17 protein-coding genes are annotated in these 17280 nt (G+C 61.3%); 10 read left to right on the forward strand and 7 right to left on the reverse strand.

The features are described from left to right. The first annotated feature begins 1 nt into the window (after position 1). A complete protein-coding gene (locus NQ050_RS04350; protein ID WP_257038065.1) occupies positions 2-940 on the forward strand; it encodes a hypothetical protein in 939 nt (312 codons plus the stop codon). Between the two features lie 252 nt (positions 941-1192). Then, positions 1193-2038: a hypothetical protein gene (locus NQ050_RS04355; protein ID WP_257038066.1), complete on the forward strand. Its 846-nt coding sequence runs from the start codon at positions 1193-1195 to the stop codon at positions 2036-2038. 153 nt (positions 2039-2191) lie between these two features. Here the strand turns inward: NQ050_RS04355 and NQ050_RS04360 are convergent, their stop codons facing one another. The 4 genes from NQ050_RS04360 to mptB form a co-directional block, all read right to left on the reverse strand. Further along, positions 2192-3154 (reverse strand): heme A synthase, encoded by a 963-nt coding sequence (locus NQ050_RS04360; protein ID WP_257038067.1) that lies wholly within the window; start codon positions 3152-3154, stop codon positions 2192-2194. 41 nt (positions 3155-3195) lie between these two features. After that, entirely contained in the window at positions 3196-3885 is a 690-nt protein-coding gene (locus NQ050_RS04365) for an ABC transporter permease (protein WP_257038167.1), read from the reverse strand. Between the two features lie 65 nt (positions 3886-3950). After that, entirely contained in the window at positions 3951-4856 is a 906-nt protein-coding gene (locus tag NQ050_RS04370; protein ID WP_257038068.1) for an ABC transporter ATP-binding protein, read from the reverse strand. 36 nt (positions 4857-4892) lie between these two features. Continuing rightward, on the reverse strand, positions 4893-6596 hold the full coding sequence (gene mptB, locus NQ050_RS04375; protein ID WP_373456446.1) for a polyprenol phosphomannose-dependent alpha 1,6 mannosyltransferase MptB: 1704 nt from the start codon (positions 6594-6596) through the stop codon (positions 4893-4895). 177 nt (positions 6597-6773) lie between these two features. On the opposite strand from mptB, the gene NQ050_RS04380 reads away from it, so the two are divergent. From NQ050_RS04380 to NQ050_RS04410, 7 genes are read left to right on the forward strand one after another with little or no spacing between them, the layout of a single operon-like run. Further along, the gene (locus tag NQ050_RS04380; protein WP_373456447.1) at positions 6774-7409 is read left to right on the forward strand and encodes a helix-turn-helix transcriptional regulator; all 636 of its coding nucleotides are present in this window, start codon (positions 6774-6776) and stop codon (positions 7407-7409) included. Then, positions 7402-8820, forward strand: a complete 1419-nt coding sequence (gene sufB / locus NQ050_RS04385) for a Fe-S cluster assembly protein SufB (RefSeq protein ID WP_257038070.1) — start codon at positions 7402-7404, stop codon at positions 8818-8820. The genes NQ050_RS04380 and sufB overlap by 8 nt, the downstream gene beginning before the upstream one ends. Next, complete coding sequence (gene sufD / locus NQ050_RS04390; protein WP_257038071.1) at positions 8821-9960, forward strand: Fe-S cluster assembly protein SufD; 1140 nt, start codon at positions 8821-8823, stop codon at positions 9958-9960. 11 nt (positions 9961-9971) lie between these two features. Next, the gene (sufC, locus tag NQ050_RS04395; RefSeq protein ID WP_257038072.1) at positions 9972-10733 is read left to right on the forward strand and encodes a Fe-S cluster assembly ATPase SufC; all 762 of its coding nucleotides are present in this window, start codon (positions 9972-9974) and stop codon (positions 10731-10733) included. Then, the gene (locus tag NQ050_RS04400) at positions 10730-11965 is read left to right on the forward strand and encodes a cysteine desulfurase (RefSeq protein WP_257038073.1); all 1236 of its coding nucleotides are present in this window, start codon (positions 10730-10732) and stop codon (positions 11963-11965) included. Before sufC ends, NQ050_RS04400 begins: the two co-directional genes overlap by 4 nt. Then, on the forward strand, positions 11962-12408 hold the full coding sequence (gene sufU / locus NQ050_RS04405; protein ID WP_257038074.1) for a Fe-S cluster assembly sulfur transfer protein SufU: 447 nt from the start codon (positions 11962-11964) through the stop codon (positions 12406-12408). The genes NQ050_RS04400 and sufU overlap by 4 nt, the downstream gene beginning before the upstream one ends. Beyond that, positions 12405-12767: a metal-sulfur cluster assembly factor gene (locus NQ050_RS04410; RefSeq protein WP_257038075.1), complete on the forward strand. Its 363-nt coding sequence runs from the start codon at positions 12405-12407 to the stop codon at positions 12765-12767. The genes sufU and NQ050_RS04410 overlap by 4 nt, the downstream gene beginning before the upstream one ends. Here the strand turns inward: NQ050_RS04410 and NQ050_RS04415 are convergent. Beyond that, positions 12750-13871 (reverse strand): HNH endonuclease signature motif containing protein, encoded by a 1122-nt coding sequence (locus NQ050_RS04415; protein WP_257038076.1) that lies wholly within the window; start codon positions 13869-13871, stop codon positions 12750-12752. The genes NQ050_RS04410 and NQ050_RS04415 overlap by 18 nt on opposite strands. Before the next feature lie 140 nt (positions 13872-14011). Between NQ050_RS04415 and NQ050_RS04420 the strand changes: the two genes are divergently transcribed. Then, on the forward strand, positions 14012-15643 hold the full coding sequence (locus NQ050_RS04420; RefSeq protein ID WP_257038077.1) for an ABC-F family ATP-binding cassette domain-containing protein: 1632 nt from the start codon (positions 14012-14014) through the stop codon (positions 15641-15643). On the opposite strand, the gene NQ050_RS04425 is transcribed toward NQ050_RS04420, so the two are convergent. Both NQ050_RS04425 and NQ050_RS04430 read right to left on the reverse strand, forming a co-directional pair. Next, positions 15640-17004, reverse strand: coding sequence for a PFL family protein (locus NQ050_RS04425; RefSeq protein ID WP_257038078.1), 1365 nt, complete (start codon positions 17002-17004; stop codon positions 15640-15642). The genes NQ050_RS04420 and NQ050_RS04425 overlap by 4 nt on opposite strands. Next, positions 17004-17273: an ACT domain-containing protein gene (locus tag NQ050_RS04430; RefSeq protein ID WP_257038079.1), complete on the reverse strand. Its 270-nt coding sequence runs from the start codon at positions 17271-17273 to the stop codon at positions 17004-17006. The genes NQ050_RS04425 and NQ050_RS04430 overlap by 1 nt, the downstream gene beginning before the upstream one ends. Positions 17274-17280 lie beyond the last annotated feature (7 nt).

Consider the following 17280-nt stretch of genomic DNA (forward strand, 5'->3'; position numbering starts at 1 on the left):
CATGCACGTGAAGGGGTTGACGCTCGCCCGAACGGCTGTTGCTGCTGCTGCTGCTCTGATTGCGTTGACTGCGGTCTCTGCGTGTTCGTCAACGCAGGTCTCCGTTGAAGAGGTGGCGCCGCTGCCGGCGCGGACGCAAGCGAACATGGAGACGTCGGAAGTGCCCCCTGCGCAGGACGTGGACACCTCAACCATTGCTGCATCCCCAGCGGTGGAGATGGTGATTCCGCGTATCGAGCTCACTGCGGCGTTTGAGGAGGGTTCTTGCCGCACGGTGGACGGCGCGATCGACCCGGAGAGCATCACCGAGGCCTGCACCTACACCCCCGAGGATCGACCCTACGAATTGCCCGCGAGTGATGCCTCGGACATCGTGGTGATTGCGGGACATGCGGGAGCTGGGGTGGCGGCGGTGTTTGACAAGCTTTACGACGTCTCCGCCGATGCGCATTCCGTGGCGGTCAACGACCGAATGTTCCTCAAGACCGAATCCTCAGGTGATCGCTACTTGGTGTACCAGGTCACGGATCTGCACTCACCGCAGAAGGACACCCTCTCCACCGATGACGCCGTGTGGGGCACCGAGGCTACCCCCGGGCGTCTGCTCACCATTAGCTGCATCCAGCCGCAGAACGTGTTTGCGGAATCGGTGCGCAATGTGGTGGTGGGCTGGCAGTTCCTAGGCTTTGCTGACGAAGCCACCGAGGACGCCCCAGTGGCTCAAGCGAATGAGACCGCTGAGCCGGCACCGCAAACCGGCGTGGAGAGCCCTGACGGCGCTGCGCGGGAAGTAGATCGCGCGCCTTTTGCTAACTCTCAGCCGTACCCAGGCCGCCGTGCCCCTCAAGCCCCGCCTACCGACGCCAACCAGGCGCCAGCGGGGCAGGCTCGGGATGCGGAGTCACTGGTTTTGGATCGTGTGACTGAAATTCAACGGTAAATGCGTGTTGCGGGGGTGGGGGGAATGCGCATCGTTTGCGCCTGCGGAAATGGTCTTTTCGGCGCGCTCAACTGCGAGGAGTGGCTGAAAGAACTCTTAAGGAAGACTTGAGACTTTTGTGACTAGTGTGTTTAATAGTGCGTGTGGTGCTGTTGTGACTGGCGTGACTGGCGTGACTTGATTGCTTGCCGGTACGCGGCGCTATTGCAGCACCGAATCCACTTACTACAACTTCAAGGAGTCTTCCCCCTCATGAAGCGAATCGGTATTTCCGTACTTTCTCTGGCCCTGGCCGGCTCCCTGGCGATCGCGCCTCAGGCCGTGGCTCAGAGCTCTCTCACTTCTTCCGAAACCACCACTGCAGCAGCCTCTGGCCTGACTGAAGCTGAGCGCACCAGCCTCGAAACCGCCCTGCGCAACATCGAAGGTAACGACCCAAGCTTCACTATCGAGCTCGAAGGCGTGACCTGGAGCCTGGAGAACGACACCTACACCGCAGGTGCTGAGACCCGCACCTTCGAAGAGATGGCCGCAGCTATCAAGGCAGTCCTGGAGGCTGACGCTGCAGGCGAGGAGTCCACCGCCTCCTCCTCCGCACTCGGCTCTTCCGAGGCGGCCTTCGATGTTGCCGCAGCCAAGGCGCTCGTTGAGCGTCTGAAGTCCGGCAACCCTCCATACACTGTGGAGTGGGGCGGCCAGACCTGGTACCTCGCACAGGATGAAACCTTCTACGTACTGAACCAGGCAGACGCTGGCAAGCAGCTCGCCGAGATCGCAGACGGCGAAGCCATCAGCGTTGAAGCATTTGCCGCACGCATCCAGGGCCAGATCTACGAGTTTGAAACCACCGGTATCAACCCACTGGCCATCGCAGCAGGCCTCGGCGTTGCCGCAGCAATCAGCTCCTCCGGTGCAGGCGGCGGTTCCTCCGCCTCCGCTTCCGGTTCAGGCTCCTCCGCACAGGGTGAGGCCAACGACGCTGTCCGTGGTGTTGCCGCTCAGACCGGCGTGAACCCAGTTGCCTCCGTGCTGCTCTCGCTGACTGTGCTCTCCGTGATCGGCGCAGCCGCCTTCGCTGCACGCCGCTTCACCGCTTAAGCGGTCACAAGCTGCACAATTGCTGAACGTCTCCCCATCGGTTGGACTGCAAAAGTAGACCTTAGCCGGTGGGGAGTAGTTTTTGGGTGCACAGAAGAAGGGGCCCGTCCACTGCGGACTGGCCCCTTTTCTTGAGCTTTTATACGGAAGCTTTTACACGGTGACCGTGCGCTTCGCGTCCCCTGCGGGGCTTCCCGTCAGGGTTGCTTGGCCGCCAACGCGCACCTTACCGATGGCCCACAGAATTGCCGTGGCAGCAACCACAAAGGAGCACAAGCCGATGTGGATAGGAACGCTCCAGCGTGGAACCTGCAGGTGGTACTGGCCAATACCCACTGCCGCCTGAACCAAGATCATTCCGATGAGCAACCATGCCTGATTACGCTGACGCTGTGGCGCTTGCTGCAAAATGAGGCCAATGAGGAGCAGTACCGTTGCAGCAAGGTAGGCGTACATGACCCATGCGTGAACATGCGCGATCCAATCGATGTCCACCTCAAGGCGGCCTTCCATACCAACGCCATCATCACCGGAGTGCGGGCCAGCGCCGGTGACCATGGTGCCGGTCATAAGCACACCGGAGAGCAGCACCGCACCGAGCGCAGCCAGCCAACGCAGGCCAGATGAGTAGGTGTAGCGCACTTCGCCGTCGTCGGGTTCACCCACCCGCACAAACAGAATTGCCGCGAGCCACACCAAGAGCATGGACGGCAGGAAGTGGAGAGCAACGGCCCACCACTTGAGGTCTAGCCACACGGAGATGCCGCCGATCACCGCCTGGATGATCACACCGACACCCTGAATCACCGAGTGGATGATGATTTCCTTGCGCCGACCAGCGCGCAGTACCGCAACGAACACCGCGACCGTGAGTGCCACCAAGACGAAAGTGAGCAGGCGGTTGCCAAACTCCACAGCCTGGTGAATCCACGGTGCAGCGCCTGGCACCGGCACCAGAGAGCCGGGGTGGCAGTTCGGCCATGTATTGCAGCCGAGTCCTGAACCAGTGACGCGCACAATGGAGCCGGTCACCGTGATACCGCCCTGAGCCAGCAAGAGGCTCAGCGCGAGTTTACGTTGGGTTTGTATTGAAGGGGCTGTGGTTAGGCTAGACACGTTGGTTCATTCTACTCCGCGTCCATGGCTCGTTGGCCGTGTCACGCGAATTTGAACCACTTGATTGCGGCAATTGCCGCTGCGGCCGTCCAGCCCAGCAATATCAGGATTTCAAAGGCGGGGAACACCCCATCAAAGGCGTGCACGAGGCCCTGGGACAGCGCCACGGAAGGAATAAGCTCCAGCGCGCGGGGAACCTCCGGGGCCACGAAGATGAGGTAGGAAGCAACGCCCACCAGCGCAAACCAGATAAGGTTGGCCAGGCCCAGGACAAGCTCCGAACTCAGCGTCCCGCCCATCAACAGGCCCATTGCACCGAAAGCAACCACGCCAACCACGAACACCCCTACACCGAGACCGAAGTTGCCGTTCCAGCCAAAAAGCAACGCAACAACCGTGAGCAACACCACTTGGAGCAGGCTTACCACCGCGACCCCGAGCACCTTCCCGCTCACGATCACCCAACTGGGCACCCCCGAAGCACCGGTGCGCTTCAACGCGCCATAGCGCCGGTCAAAGGCAAGGGAAATGGCTTGACCGGTGAAGCCCGAGCTCATCGCAGCGATGGCCAGAAGTACCGGAAAGCTGTCCTGCAGGGGTTGCGGCGAATCGAGCAGTGGCAATGTTGCAATCGCGATGAGCATGGCCAGCGGAATCACGAAGCTTAGCAGTTGCTGTTCGCCGTGGCGCAGAAAAAGCTTGGCCTCCATTTTCGTCTGCGCGGCGAGCATCGCTGCGGCGGAAGCTGGTGTGGGTTGTGGGCGAAACGTCCCTGGTGCAAACACTGTTGTTATTCCTAACTGCGCAGCTCGTGACCGGTGATTTCAAGGAAGACATCTTCCAAGGATTGCTGATGCGTTGACCACTGCGTGATCAAGATGCCCTCCTGAGCGCAGGCGTGCGCCACCTCCGCCAACAGGGCCGGGGTTGCTGGCTGCGTCAGGCGGTAGTGCAGCGGGCGGGTTTCCACAGCGCCGAGGCGCGTGCGCAGGTCTACCGGCAACGCGACCTCAGTGCTGAAGCTTGCGTTGGCGGCGTTGCTGCCGCGCAGTTGCGCGGGGGAGCCGCAGGTCACTACCTTGCCGTGGTCGATAATCACCACGGAATCGGCGAGCGCCTCCGCCTCATCCATGAGGTGCGTGGTGAGTACTGCCGCCACGCCGTCGGCACGCAGTGCGCGTACGAGCTCCCACACCATGTGCCGCGACTGCGAGTCCATGCCCGCAGTGGGCTCATCCAGGAACACCAGCCGCGGCCGCCCCACCAGCGCCATCGCTAGCGAAAGCCGTTGCTGCTGGCCTCCTGAAAGTCTGCGGTAGGAGGTTTTTTCCACGTTCTGCAGCCCAAGCAGCTCCAGCAGCCATGCGGGGTCCAGGGGGTTTTCGCTATACGACGCGGCCAGGCGCAGCGCCTCACCCGCCCGAATGCCGGTGTAGGAACCCCCGCCCTGCAACATGATGCCCACCTGCGCCCGGACGGCGTCGGCTTGCGAGCTGGGATCCAACCCAAGCACGCTGATACTGCCTTGATCCGGGGTTTGGAAGCCTTCGCACATCTCAATGGTGGTTGTTTTGCCTGCGCCGTTGGGCCCAAGCAATGCCAGCACCTCGCCTTCGTTGAGGCTGAAGCTCACGTTATCCACCGCTGTTTTGGCGCCAAAGCGTTTGCTCACTCCGCGAACTTCCAGCGCAGGTCCGGGCATGTTCCTTCTTCCTCACAAGCGAATCGTCTCGGGTGTTTAGTGTAGGCGACGCCGGCTGCGAGCGTTGAAGGCCCACCACAACACTGCAAGAAGAATTGCCAAAGCCACAAAAGAACCCACGTACACCGTGAACACCGTCAGCGGCGGCAAGGAAAGCCCCCTGGGCAGCACCATGAAGGAAACCACCACCGAGTAGACAAGCACGCCAACTTGGAAGAGCAGTCTGTTTGCCCATGCCGCAAGCGGCAGAATTGCCCAGAGCGCGTACCAGGGGTGCACCACGGGGAACAGCACCACCAGCACCAATGTTGCTACGCCGAGCCCGCCCACGGCAGCAATCCGGCCGTTCAACACTGCGAAAAGCATGCGGACCGTGAACGCGAGGATAGCCGCAATGCCCACGCCGCGAGTGACGCTCAGCATGGCCTCCGTGTGATCACCGAGGCCTAAGACCATTCCCACCCAGCCGAAAATCACGCCCACCGAGGTGGTTGCGGACATCCAACTGCGGATCGTCACCGCGCCGCCCTGGCTGGTGATCCAGCCCAAGCCAATCCCGGACACCCACGTCACCAACGCGACACTCAGGCACAACACCAGGATCTGGCAGGCGATCGCCAGCGTCAGGGCCCACCACTTTGCCAAGCCACGCGCATGCAGGCTGCGGGCCAGCACCATGCCCACAAAACCTAGCGCCATAAAGCCGGTGACCTTGACCATGCCGGCGCAAGAGATCAGTAAGCCGGAGGCGGCAATGTGCGCTGCCGCGCTGGGAAACAGCCCAGTTTCCAGCCGCCAGGCTCCGCGCAGCCCCAGCTCCAGCCCGCACAGCATCAACCCCAGGAGAATCGCCTCGTTATGGATGCCGCCGATCAGGTGCAAGATCGTGAGCGGATTGAGTACACCGAGCCATAGTGCAGCCTGGGGGCGCACCCGGCAGCGCTTTGCTAGCGCCACGATTGCCCAGCCAGCGAGAGCCACACCAACGATGGAGCACAGCCGGTGCGCGAACACCGCCCACGCAACATTATCTGAGGTCACAATGCTGATAATTTTGGCGATCCCCAACGCCACCGGGCCATATGGTGAGGGGGAGTTCGCCCAAATAAAGGGAACGCTTCTGGCCAGTGGGTCGTCCGCGCCCAAGATTTCCACCGGCCCCGCCACGTAAGGGTCCAAGCCCTGGCGGGTAATCGAGCCGTTGGCCAAATAACTGTAGATATCCTGCGTAAACATTGGCGCGCTCGCCAGGATCGGCAAGCTCCACGCCAGAAATGTGCGCCGCAGCATACTCACGCTGACGACGCCGGGGTCGCGCTGCTTGGGGAACAGGAAGGCGCCCGTGAACGGCGCAAGCAGTACCCAGGCAACCACAAGGCAGCCAACACCGACGAAGCAGAGCATCATCGACGCGCTCATCATGCGCACCATGAGCGCGCCACCCGGGAAACTTGTGTAGGGATTGTCCACCACCGGAAGCGCCCCGGCGCCGAGGGCCCCGAAACCGAGCAGCAACGCGCCGAGGGTGCCGAGCCAGCGGATGAAGGCGAATTTTCGGAGGTCGGTGTAGCGCAGGTGAGCGCGCTGCAAAATGTCTACACCCGTTGCTGTGGCAACGAGGCCAAAGACCCGCTGGGTGGGCACCTCCACGTGCAAATGAGCCGAGCGCGAACCGGCCCGCCCCACTTGGGGGGCCTCGCTCCATAGGCGCCTTGCGGCCTCGCGCACGCGTTTTCTCACGCCGCTTATCTTACAAGGTCGGAAAGTGGCGGAATGAATAGCGACATATTAGTGTTGCTAAAAGATGTCCGCGGCCACGGATGTCTAGACCGGATTCGAGTAAAGGAGGTGAGAGCAATCGCCAAAGTACATGGGGCGGATGCTCGATCCACCGAAGGCGAAACCCGCCGCGAAATCATGCTCCTCATCCTGAAGGCGGGGCAGATTAGCGCAACGCAATTGGCGGAACAGTTGGGGCTGTCCGCCACCGGGATCAGGCGGCATTTAGATGTGCTCGTTGATGAAGGCCTCGCTGAACTGGCACCAGCCCGCCGTTCACATGGACGTGGGCGGCCTGCAAAGGCGTTCCGGCTCACCGCGAGTGGCAGAGCCCAGTTTGGCCATGAATATGACACCCTCGCGGCACTCGCCCTGGAAACCCTGCGGGAGACTGCGGGGCAGGAGGCTGTGAAATCTTTCGCACTCAAGCGTGTTGAGCGGATCCTCCAGGGAATCGCCGCACCGAGCGCGCGCGACGAGGCGTCGATACGCGAAACGGCCACAGCCGTCGTGGAAGCCTTCAGCAATCACGGATACGCCGCCACCGTCACCCAAGCGGGCAAAGGTGTGCAAATTTGCCAGCACCATTGCCCAATTGCGGAGGTAGCGCAGGAGTTCCCCGAACTCTGTGAGGCGGAGCATCAAGTAATCGCTGAGCTGCTCGGCCACCACGTGCAACCGCTGGCCTCCATCGCTGACGGGCACAACATCTGCACCACCAACATCCCCATCACCCCGATACACACCCATAAGAAAGGAGCGGTTGATGACTAGTCCACAGACCGACGACGAGATCATCGAGTCCATCGGCCCATACAACTACGGCTGGCACGACTCCGACGTCGCAGGTGCCTCAGCGCGCCGCGGCCTGAACGAAGACGTAGTGCGAGACATCTCCGCGAAGAAGAACGAACCGGAATGGATGCTCGAACAGCGCCTCAAGGCCCTGGCAATCTTTGACAAGAAGCCACTACCCACCTGGGGCGCCGACCTCTCCGGCATTGACTTTGACAACATCAAATACTTTGTCCGCTCCACCGAACAGCAGGCAACGAGCTGGGAAGACCTCCCAGAGGACATCAAGAACACCTACGACCGCCTGGGCATCCCAGAGGCCGAGAAGCAGCGCCTCGTTGCAGGCGTTGCCGCACAATACGAGTCCGAGGTGGTCTACCACCAAATCCGCGAGGACCTGGAAGCCCAGGGTGTGATCTTTGTGGACACCGACACCGCGCTCAAGGAACACGAGGAACTGTTCCGCGAGTACTTCGGCACCGTCATCCCCGCTGGTGACAACAAGTTCTCCGCCCTCAACTCCGCAGTGTGGTCCGGCGGATCCTTCATCTACGTGCCTAAGGGCGTGCACGTGGAGATCCCGCTGCAGGCCTACTTCCGCATCAACACCGAGAATATGGGCCAGTTCGAGCGCACCCTGATCATCGTGGATGAGGGCGCCTACGTCCACTACGTGGAAGGCTGCACCGCGCCAATCTACAAGTCCGACTCGTTGCACTCCGCCGTTGTGGAGATCATCGTGAAGAAGGGTGGTCGCTGCCGCTACACCACCATTCAGAACTGGTCCAACAACGTGTACAACCTGGTCACCAAGCGCACCAAGTGCGAAGAGGGCGCCACCATGGAATGGGTGGACGGCAACATCGGTTCCAAGGTGACCATGAAGTACCCAGCCGTGTGGATGACCGGCCCCCACGCAAAGGGCGAGGTGCTTTCCGTGGCCTTCGCTGGTGAAGGCCAGTTCCAGGACACCGGCGCAAAGATGACGCACATGGCGCCTTACACCTCCTCGAACATCGTGAGCAAGTCCGTGGCCCGCGGCGGCGGCCGTGCAGCCTACCGCGGCCTGGTGCGCATCAACGCAAACGCCCACCACTCCACCTCCAACGTGGAATGTGACGCGCTGCTGGTGGACAACATCTCCCGTTCCGACACCTACCCATACAACGACATCCGCAACGACCACGTCTCCCTGGGCCACGAGGCTACCGTCTCCCAGGTCTCCGAGGAGCAGTTGTTCTACCTCATGTCCCGCGGCATCGCGGAAGACGAGGCAATGGCCATGATCGTGCGCGGCTTCGTGGAGCCAATCGCCAAGGAACTGCCAATGGAGTACGCCCTCGAGCTCAACCGCCTCATCGAACTGCAAATGGAAGGATCCGTGGGCTAAATGGTCAAAAACGCAACCGTCCACAACAACAAAGGCGACCTGTTCACCTCCTTCTCCGTCGAAGACTTTGAGGTCCCCCAAGGCCGCGACGAAGTGTGGCAATTCGTGCCGCTGCGCCGCCTGCGGGGCCTGCACGACGGCAGCTTTGGCGACGTGGCCAGCGCGGAATACGCGGTAAAGGCCGAAGCGCCCGTCACCGTAGAAACCGTAGGCATGGACGACGCCCGCGTGGGCCGCACAGGCGGGGCAGTGGACCGAGTAGGTGCACAGGCCTACTCCTCCGCAACCTCCGCCACCCTGGTGAGCGTGCCCGCCAACACCAAGGTTGAGGAACCAATCGTGGTGAGCTTTACCGGCGCCGGCGAGGGAGTCACCTTTGGCCACCTGGTTATTGAGGTAGCCACCGGCGCGGAAGCAGTAGTAGACCTGCGCTACACCGGCAGCGCCACCCACGCCGACAACGTGGAATTCGTTCTCGGAGACGCCGCCCGCCTCACGGTGATCGTGGACGCATCCTGGGACGACGACGCCGTCCACGCCTCGGGCCAATGCGCGATCGTCGGACGCGATGCTGTGCTGCGCCTCAACACCGCAGTCTTCGGCGGCGAGCTTGTGCGCCTCATCCCGCGCGTCAAGTTCACCGCCCCAGGCGGCGACGCCGAACTGCTCGGCGTCTACTTTGCCGACGCAGGGCAGTTCTTCGAGCAGCGACTGCTCGTAGACCACGCCGTGCCGAACTGCCGCTCCAATGTGCTCTACAAGGGCGCACTCCAAGGCAAGGACGCCCGCACCGCTTGGGTAGGCGACGTACTCATCCGAGCTAACGCACAGGGCACCGACACCTACGAGGCGAACCGCAACCTCGTCCTCACCGAAGGCGCACGCGCAGACGCCGTGCCAAACCTTGAAATCGAAACCGGCGAAATCACCGGCGCAGGCCACGCCGCAACCGTGGGCCGCTTTGACGATGAACAAGAGTTCTACCTCCGCGCACGCGGTATCCCACTCGAAGAAGCACGCCGCCTTATCGTGCGCGGGTTCTTCTCCGAGGTCATCGGCCGCATTCCAGTGGCCAGCATCCGCGAAGAACTTGAAAGCCGCGTAGCCGAAGAACTCGACCGCCAACTTCACAAAGCCTAAGGAACACCCACATGAGCACTCTTGAAATCCGCAACCTCCACGCCCAAGTCATCCCCTCCGACGAAAACGCCGAGCCAAAGCCAATCCTCAAGGGCGTAAACCTCACCATCAACTCCGGTGAAACCCACGCCATCATGGGCCCCAACGGCTCCGGCAAATCCACGCTCGCCTACACCCTGGCAGGCCACCCACGCTACGAAATCACCGAAGGTGAAGTGCTGCTGGACGGGGAAAACATCCTCGAACTCGAAGTAGACGAGCGCGCACGCGCCGGCCTCTTCCTGGCCATGCAATACCCAACCGAAATCCCAGGCGTCTCCATGGCCAACTTCCTGCGCACCGCAGCAACCGCCGTCCGCGGCGAAGCACCCAAGCTGCGCGAATGGGTCAAGGAAGTGCGCACCGCACAAGAACAACTCGTGATTGACCCAGCGTTCTCCGAGCGCTCCGTCAACGAAGGCTTCTCCGGCGGCGAAAAGAAGCGTCACGAAGTACTGCAGCTCGACTTGCTGCGCCCCAAGTTCGCAGTAATGGACGAAACCGACTCCGGACTCGACGTGGACGCCCTGCGCATCGTCTCCGAGGGCATCAACCGCTACCAGGAAGAAACCGGCGGCGGCATCCTCATGATCACCCACTACAAGCGCATCCTTAACTACGTGCAGCCTGACTACGTGCACGTATTCGCCAACGGCAAGATCGTGACGTCTGGCGGCCCAGAACTTGCCGACGAACTCGAAGCAAACGGCTACGACAAATTCCTGCAATCATGACACTCAACACCGAGGCAATCCGTGCCGAATTCCCCATCCTGGAACGAACCGTGCGCGGCGGAGCCACCCTTGCCTACCTGGACTCCGGGGCCACGTCGCAACGCCCAACCTCGGTGTGGGAAGCAGAACGCCGCTTCGTGCTAGAGACCTTCGCCCCCGTACACCGTGGGGCATACCAACTAGCCGAGGAAGCAACCGACGCCTACGAAGCAGCACGTGACAAAATTGCTGCGTTCGTGGGCGCCCACGGCGACGAACTCGCGTTCACCAAAAACGCCACCGAAGCGCTCAACCTCATCGCCTACACCCTTAGCAACCCAGAAGCAGGGGAGCTGCACGTGGGCGAAGGCGACACCGTTGTCATCACCGAACTTGAACACCACGCCAACCTCGTGCCATGGCAAGAGCTTTGCAAACGGACCGGCGCAACCCTCAAATGGTACGCCGCCACTCCAGACGGACGAATCGACCTAGACTCACTTGAACTCGACGACACCGTGAAAGTGGTAGCGTTCACCCACCAATCAAACGTCACCGGGGCTGTGGCGCCGGTACAGGAACTCGTGCGGCGAGCGAGAGAGGTGGGGGCGCTCGTGGTACTAGACGCGTGCCAGTCCGTCCCACACATGCCAGTGAACTTCCACGAGCTCGACGTAGACTTCGCGGCGTTCTCGGGGCACAAGATGTGCGGGCCGAGTGGAGTGGGGGCTGTATACGGCAAACGTGAACACCTAGCCGCGCTCCCGCCGTTCCTCACGGGCGGATCGATGATCGAAGTGGTCACCATGGAGCACACCACCTATGCCGCGCCGCCGCAGCGCTTCGAGGCTGGAACGCAGATGACGAGCCAAGTAGTAGGTTTAGGGGCGGCAGTGGAGTTCCTCTCCGAGATCGGGATGGAAAACATCGCAGCTCACGAGCACGAGCTCACGGCCTATGCGCTGGAGAAACTGCAGGCGATTGAGGGGCTTCAGATTGTGGGACCAACCACCGCGGAAAACCGCGGCGGGGCAATCAGCTTTGTTGTTGACGGCATCCACCCCCACGACCTAGGGCAGGTACTCGACGACCGGGGCGTCTGCATCCGCGTCGGGCACCACTGCGCATGGCCAATTCACCGAAGCCTCGGTGTGCAGTCCACCGCACGGGCATCTTTCTACCTCTACAACACGAAGGACGAAATCGACCGACTGGCCGCAGCCATCGAGGACGCCAAGGAATTTTTCCAATGAACCTTGAATCCATGTACCAGGAAGTGATCCTGGATCACTACAAACACCCTCACCACGCAGGGCTGCGTGAAGACTTCAATTCAGAGGTTCACCACGTCAATCCTTCGTGCGGTGATGAAATCACGCTCCGGGTACTCCTTTCCGACGACGGCCAAACAGTGGCCGATGTTTCCTACGAAGCTCAAGGTTGCTCCATTTCCCAAGCCTCCACTTCTGTGATGGCGGAAGAAATCGTGGGACTGAACGTGGATGAGGCGCTGCACAAGCTTGCGGAGTTTGAAACAATGGTGACCTCCCGCGGCACCGTGGAGGGTGACCCAGAGGTCATCGGAGATGGTGTGGCCTTTGCTGGTGTGGCCAAATACCCTGCGCGCGTAAAGTGCGCTCTGCTTGGTTGGAAGGCCTTCCAAGCTGCAACTGCTGATGCATTGGAGAAAAAATGACTGAAGAAGCTGTGCCAACGAAACCCGAGCAGTCCGAAGCAGATCTGGCCCGCGCTGCAGACGTGGAGGAGTACTTGCGCGATGTGATCGATCCCGAGCTCGGAATCAATGTTGTAGACCTAGGACTCGTTTACGACATCTGGATCGAAAACAACGATGAAGCACAGGTGAACATGACCCTCACCTCACCCGCTTGCCCACTTACGGACGTGCTGGAAGACCAGGCACAGTCCGCAGTGGTCGGCAATGGGGCAGCATCCAAGCTCACCATCAATTGGGTGTGGATGCCGCCTTGGGGGCCTCACATGATCACTGAAGACGGCCGCGAGCAGCTTCGGGCTCTAGGCTTCAGCGTGTAGTTCAGCTTCCGCTCGCCATCCTTTTTTGGTGGCGGGGTGGCTGTTGTATTCAGGTGGCGCTTTATCGTGCCTCCTGAAGGCGGGTCTTCCGCGCGCGTCGCGGAACATCCGCCCATTTTTGTCTCGGTCCCCGTCATCGTTTGCGGCATTGTGTGGTCTACACAGCAGCATCATGTTCTCAATAACTGTGGCCCCACCATTGGACCAGGCCTGAATGTGGTGGTACTGGCACTTCCATGCCGGCATGTCGCAGTCTGGGTGCGGGCAGATCATGAGCTCGGTGCGCATGACCAGGCGTTCCTCTTCGTTGGCGAAACGTCGGATTGGCAACGCCTCCGCCATGATCTCACCTTTTTCATTGGCTGCACTCACGATCACGAAACCAGTATCGGAGATCTCCACACCGTCGAGCTCATGGAGAGGCACGCCACACCCATCAGCCGTGTACACATGCCCGTCGCTGAAATAGCCCTCGCTGGGGCGCAGTGGGAGGAAGAGCAGCGGCATGTAGACCTTTTTGGTGTGCGGCTGCCCGCCTTTCAGCAGCTCCAGCATTGCCACTGCGAACGCCTGCGCATGCTCCATGCCCTCGTTCTTCATTAGCTGACGCACCCGCGGCGCGAGGTTTTGTTCGACCTGCGTGAGGTCGGCGTCCGCAAACTGCCCCATCAACCGCCGCTGTCCGGCAGCGTCCGCCTTCTTCTGCGTCTGGGCCTTCGGCAGCCGCTTCACCGGCACGCCCGTGAGATTATGCTCCCGCACAATGGCAATTGCTTGTGCCTTCGCCTTGTCCACGCTCATCCCAGTAACAGCCTTCAGGCACTCAATCAGCACCTCATCCCGAGAGACATCTTTCGCCGTGAGCTGGTTCACCGCGGATGCCAGTACCCGCAGCACCCCAAGCCCGTAGCCTTTCGCCGCCCGCTTGACCGCAGCGCCGGTGTAGAAACCGTGGATCCAAAGCAGCCGCCCCACTTCGCTGGTTTCCATACCCAGCGTCTCCGCGAGCTGCGCTCGAGGCATGCTGCGCGCAGCCCTGGCGACGTCGACAAGAAAGTCAACCCCCAGGCCTGTGTAGGCGCGCGCAACATCAAAAGTGTTCATGGCGGCTAGGTAACCAGCAAGTCAATCCCGCTGCAATGACAAACAGTACCCAACCCGCTGTTTCTGTGGAATTTCGCCAAGTTTTCCACAGAACGCCCGCCCCGCGAAGTCACCCACTTGACAATTGGTACAATCGTCCGGTGATTGTGACCAATGATTTTGAAGTCCGCGTCGGTGCACGCACCCTCCTCAACGCACCCGGCCAGCATCTCCGAGTGCAGCCCGGAGACCGGATAGGACTCGTTGGCCGCAACGGCGCAGGAAAAACCACCACCATGCGCATACTTGCAGGGGAAACTGAACCATACGCCGGCTCGGTGACCCGCAGCGGTGAGATCGGCTACCTCCCCCAGGACTCCCGTGAGGGCAACATCGAGCAGACGGCCCGTGACCGCGTCCTCTCCGCCCGTGGGCTGGACTCCATCATCCGCAACATGGAGCGCCAGCAGGAGATCATGGAAACTACGGAGTCGGAAGCCAAGCGGGATCAGGCCATTAAGAAGTACGCCCGCCTGGAAGAGCGCTATCACGCGCTCGGTGGCTATGAGGCCAACGCAGAAGCCGCTCAGATTTGCGACAACCTGGGCCTTCCCGCCCGCATCTTAGAACAGCAGCTCAAAACCCTTTCCGGTGGCCAGCGCCGCCGCGTCGAGTTGGCGCAGATCCTCTTCGCTGCCTCCGCGGGTTCGGGGAAGTCCCAGACCACCCTCCTGCTTGACGAGCCCACGAACCACCTTGATGCGGATTCGATCACCTGGCTGCGCGGCTTCCTTTCCAAGCATGAAGGCGGCCTGATCATGATTTCCCACGACGTGGATCTCCTTGAGGCTGTCTGCAACAAGATTTGGTTCCTCGATGCTGTCCGCGCCGAGGCCGATGTCTACAACATGGGGTTCAAGAAGTATTTGGATGCCCGTGCTACGGATGAGGCTCGTCGCCGTCGTGAGCGCGCGAATGCGGAGAAGAAGGCATCTGCGTTGCGGGATCAGGCTGCGCGCCTCGGTGCGAAGGCAACGAAGGCGGCTGCGGCGAAGCAGATGTTGGCACGCGCGGATCGCATGTTGGGTTCGCTGGATGATGTCCGGCAGGCGGATAGGGTGGCACACATCTCCTTTCCTGAGCCGGCTGCTTGCGGCAAGACCCCTCTGAATGCGAAGGGGCTGACCAAGATGTACGGCTCCCTGGAGGTGTTCGCCGGTGTGGACCTTGCCATTGACAAGGGTTCCCGCGTGGTGGTGCTGGGTTACAACGGCGCGGGCAAGACCACGTTGCTGAAATTGTTGGCGGGTGTGGAGCGTACCGACGGCGAAGGCGGCATCGTTACAGGCCACGGGCTGAAGATCGGTTACTTTGCCCAGGAGCATGACACGATCGACCCTGAGAAGTCGGTGTGGCAGAACACCATTGAGGCTTGCCCGGAGGCGGGGGAGCAGGACCTGCGTGGCCTGCTCGGTGCGTTTATGTTCCAGGGGGAGCAGCTTGATCAGCCGGCCGGCACGCTGTCTGGTGGTGAGAAAACCCGCCTAGCCCTTGCCGCGCTCGTGAGCTCCCGAGCCAACGTCCTTCTCCTTGATGAGCCCACCAATAACCTGGACCCGGTGTCGCGCGAGCAGGTTCTTGATGCGTTGCGGACGTATTCGGGCGCGGTGGTGTTGGTGACACACGACCCAGGCGCGGTGAAGGCCCTTGAGCCTGAGCGTGTGATCGTTTTGCCGGATGGCGATGAGGATTTGTGGAGCGATGATTACATGGAGTTGGTGGAGCTGGCTTAGTTCCGGAATCCGTGTACGGGCGCGGGGATGAATCCTCCGCGGCTGATGAAGGCGGCGTTGTCTACTTGGGAGACGGGGATGACGGGGGCGTAGCCGAGGAGCCCGCCGAAGTTCACTTCGTCGCCGGGTTTTGTGCCGGGTACGGGGATGACGCGCACGGCGGTGGTTTTGTGGTTCATGACGCCGATGGCGGCTTCGTCGGCGATCATCCCGGAGATGAGGCTGGCGCTGGTGTCGCCTGGGATTGCCACCATGTCTAGTCCCACGGAGCAGATTGCGGTCATGGCCTCGAGTTTGTCGATGCTGATGTTTCCCGCGCGGACGGCGTCGATCATTCCCTTGTCCTCGGACACTGGGATGAAGGAGCCCGACAGCCCGCCCACCCGTGAGCATGCCATCATGCCGCCTTTCTTGACGGCGTCGTTGAGCAGTGCGAGTGCTGCGGTGGTGCCGTGGGTGCCTACCTGCGCAAGCCCCATGTGCTCCATGATGTGCGCGACGGAATCGCCGAGCTCCGCGGTGGGGGCTAGGGAGAGATCGACGATACCAAATGGCACGCCGAGCCGTTCGGATGCCATGGTGCCCACGAGTTGGCCGGCGCGGGTGATTTTGAAGGCCGCCTTTTTGATGGCTTCGGCTACTTCGTCGAGGGTCGCGCCATCGAGGTCGCCTAGTGCCCGGTTGACCACACCTGGGCCGGAGACGCCCACGGATACCACGCAGTCTGGTTCCTCTACGCCGTGGAAGGCGCCGGCCATGAAGGGGTTGTCGCCTACGGCGTTGGCGAACACCACGAGTTTGGCGCAGGCGATGGCGCTGCGGTCGGCGGTGCGTGCGGCGGCGTCCTTGATCACTTCGCCCATGAGTGCCACGGCGTCCATGTTGATGCCGGCGCGGGAGGAACCGATGTTGACTGACGAGCATACGACGTCGGTCTCGGTGAGGGCTTCGGGGATGGATCGGATCAGGCGCTCGTCCCCGGCGGTCATGCCTTTTTCCACAATGGCGGAGTAGCCGCCGATGAAGTTCACTCCCACTTCTTTCGCCGCTCGGTCGAGTGCGTGGGCGAGTGCTACGGGGGAGCCCTCAACGGCAGAGGTGATCAGGGCGATCGGGGTGACGGAGATGCGTTTATTGACGATGGGGATGCCGAGTTCCCGCTCGATGCTTTCGCACTGCGCAACTAGGTGTTCTGCCTGTGTGGTGATTTTTTGGTAGACGGCCTCGCAGGTGTCTTCCATGGTGCCGCGCACGCAGTCGAGCAGGGAGATGCCCATGGTGACGGTGCGGATGTCGAGCCGGTATTGCTCGATCATTTCGATGGTGTCGAGGATGTTTGACGCTGAGTGTTGGATGGTCATTAGATCACGTTCATTGCGTCGAAGATGGCCTGTGACTGGATGCGGATCACCAGTTGCTCTTGCTCGCCCACTGCGTCCATCCGCTCCTGAATGGTGGCGATGTCCACCTCTGCTTCGTCGAAGGCAACGTGCAGGATCATGGTGAAGTATTCACCCATGAGGGTTTGGGAGACGTTGTGAATATTCACGTTCATTTCGGCACAGGCGGTGGACACGGCAGCGATGATGCCGGTGTGGTCTACACCGGTCACAGTCATAATGGCAAACATGCCAGAG

This window comes from Corynebacterium sp. 122RC1 (assembly GCF_024580955.1).
Classification (GTDB): domain Bacteria; phylum Actinomycetota; class Actinomycetes; order Mycobacteriales; family Mycobacteriaceae; genus Corynebacterium; species Corynebacterium kozikiae.

What these genes read in the sequence shown, in the direction of transcription:
- NQ050_RS04410 (WP_257038075.1), top strand. Translation starts at nt 12,405, where the DNA reads ATGACTGAAGAAGCTGTGCCAACGAAACCCGAGCAGTCCGAAGCAGAT.
- NQ050_RS04425 (WP_257038078.1), bottom strand. Translation starts at nt 17,004, where the DNA reads ATGACCATCCAACACTCAGCGTCAAACATCCTCGACACCATCGAAATG.
- NQ050_RS04415 (WP_257038076.1), bottom strand. Translation starts at nt 13,871, where the DNA reads ATGAACACTTTTGATGTTGCGCGCGCCTACACAGGCCTGGGGGTTGAC.
- NQ050_RS04430 (WP_257038079.1), bottom strand. Translation starts at nt 17,273, where the DNA reads ATGTTTGCCATTATGACTGTGACCGGTGTAGACCACACCGGCATCATC.
- NQ050_RS04350 (WP_257038065.1), top strand. Translation starts at nt 2, where the DNA reads ATGCACGTGAAGGGGTTGACGCTCGCCCGAACGGCTGTTGCTGCTGCT.
- NQ050_RS04355 (WP_257038066.1), top strand. Translation starts at nt 1,193, where the DNA reads ATGAAGCGAATCGGTATTTCCGTACTTTCTCTGGCCCTGGCCGGCTCC.
- NQ050_RS04365 (WP_257038167.1), bottom strand. Translation starts at nt 3,885, where the DNA reads ATGCTCGCCGCGCAGACGAAAATGGAGGCCAAGCTTTTTCTGCGCCAC.
- sufU (WP_257038074.1), top strand. Translation starts at nt 11,962, where the DNA reads ATGAACCTTGAATCCATGTACCAGGAAGTGATCCTGGATCACTACAAA.
- NQ050_RS04400 (WP_257038073.1), top strand. Translation starts at nt 10,730, where the DNA reads ATGACACTCAACACCGAGGCAATCCGTGCCGAATTCCCCATCCTGGAA.
- sufD (WP_257038071.1), top strand. Translation starts at nt 8,821, where the DNA reads ATGGTCAAAAACGCAACCGTCCACAACAACAAAGGCGACCTGTTCACC.
- sufC (WP_257038072.1), top strand. Translation starts at nt 9,972, where the DNA reads ATGAGCACTCTTGAAATCCGCAACCTCCACGCCCAAGTCATCCCCTCC.
- sufB (WP_257038070.1), top strand. Translation starts at nt 7,402, where the DNA reads ATGACTAGTCCACAGACCGACGACGAGATCATCGAGTCCATCGGCCCA.
- NQ050_RS04370 (WP_257038068.1), bottom strand. Translation starts at nt 4,856, where the DNA reads ATGCCCGGACCTGCGCTGGAAGTTCGCGGAGTGAGCAAACGCTTTGGC.
- NQ050_RS04380 (WP_373456447.1), top strand. Translation starts at nt 6,774, where the DNA reads ATGCTCCTCATCCTGAAGGCGGGGCAGATTAGCGCAACGCAATTGGCG.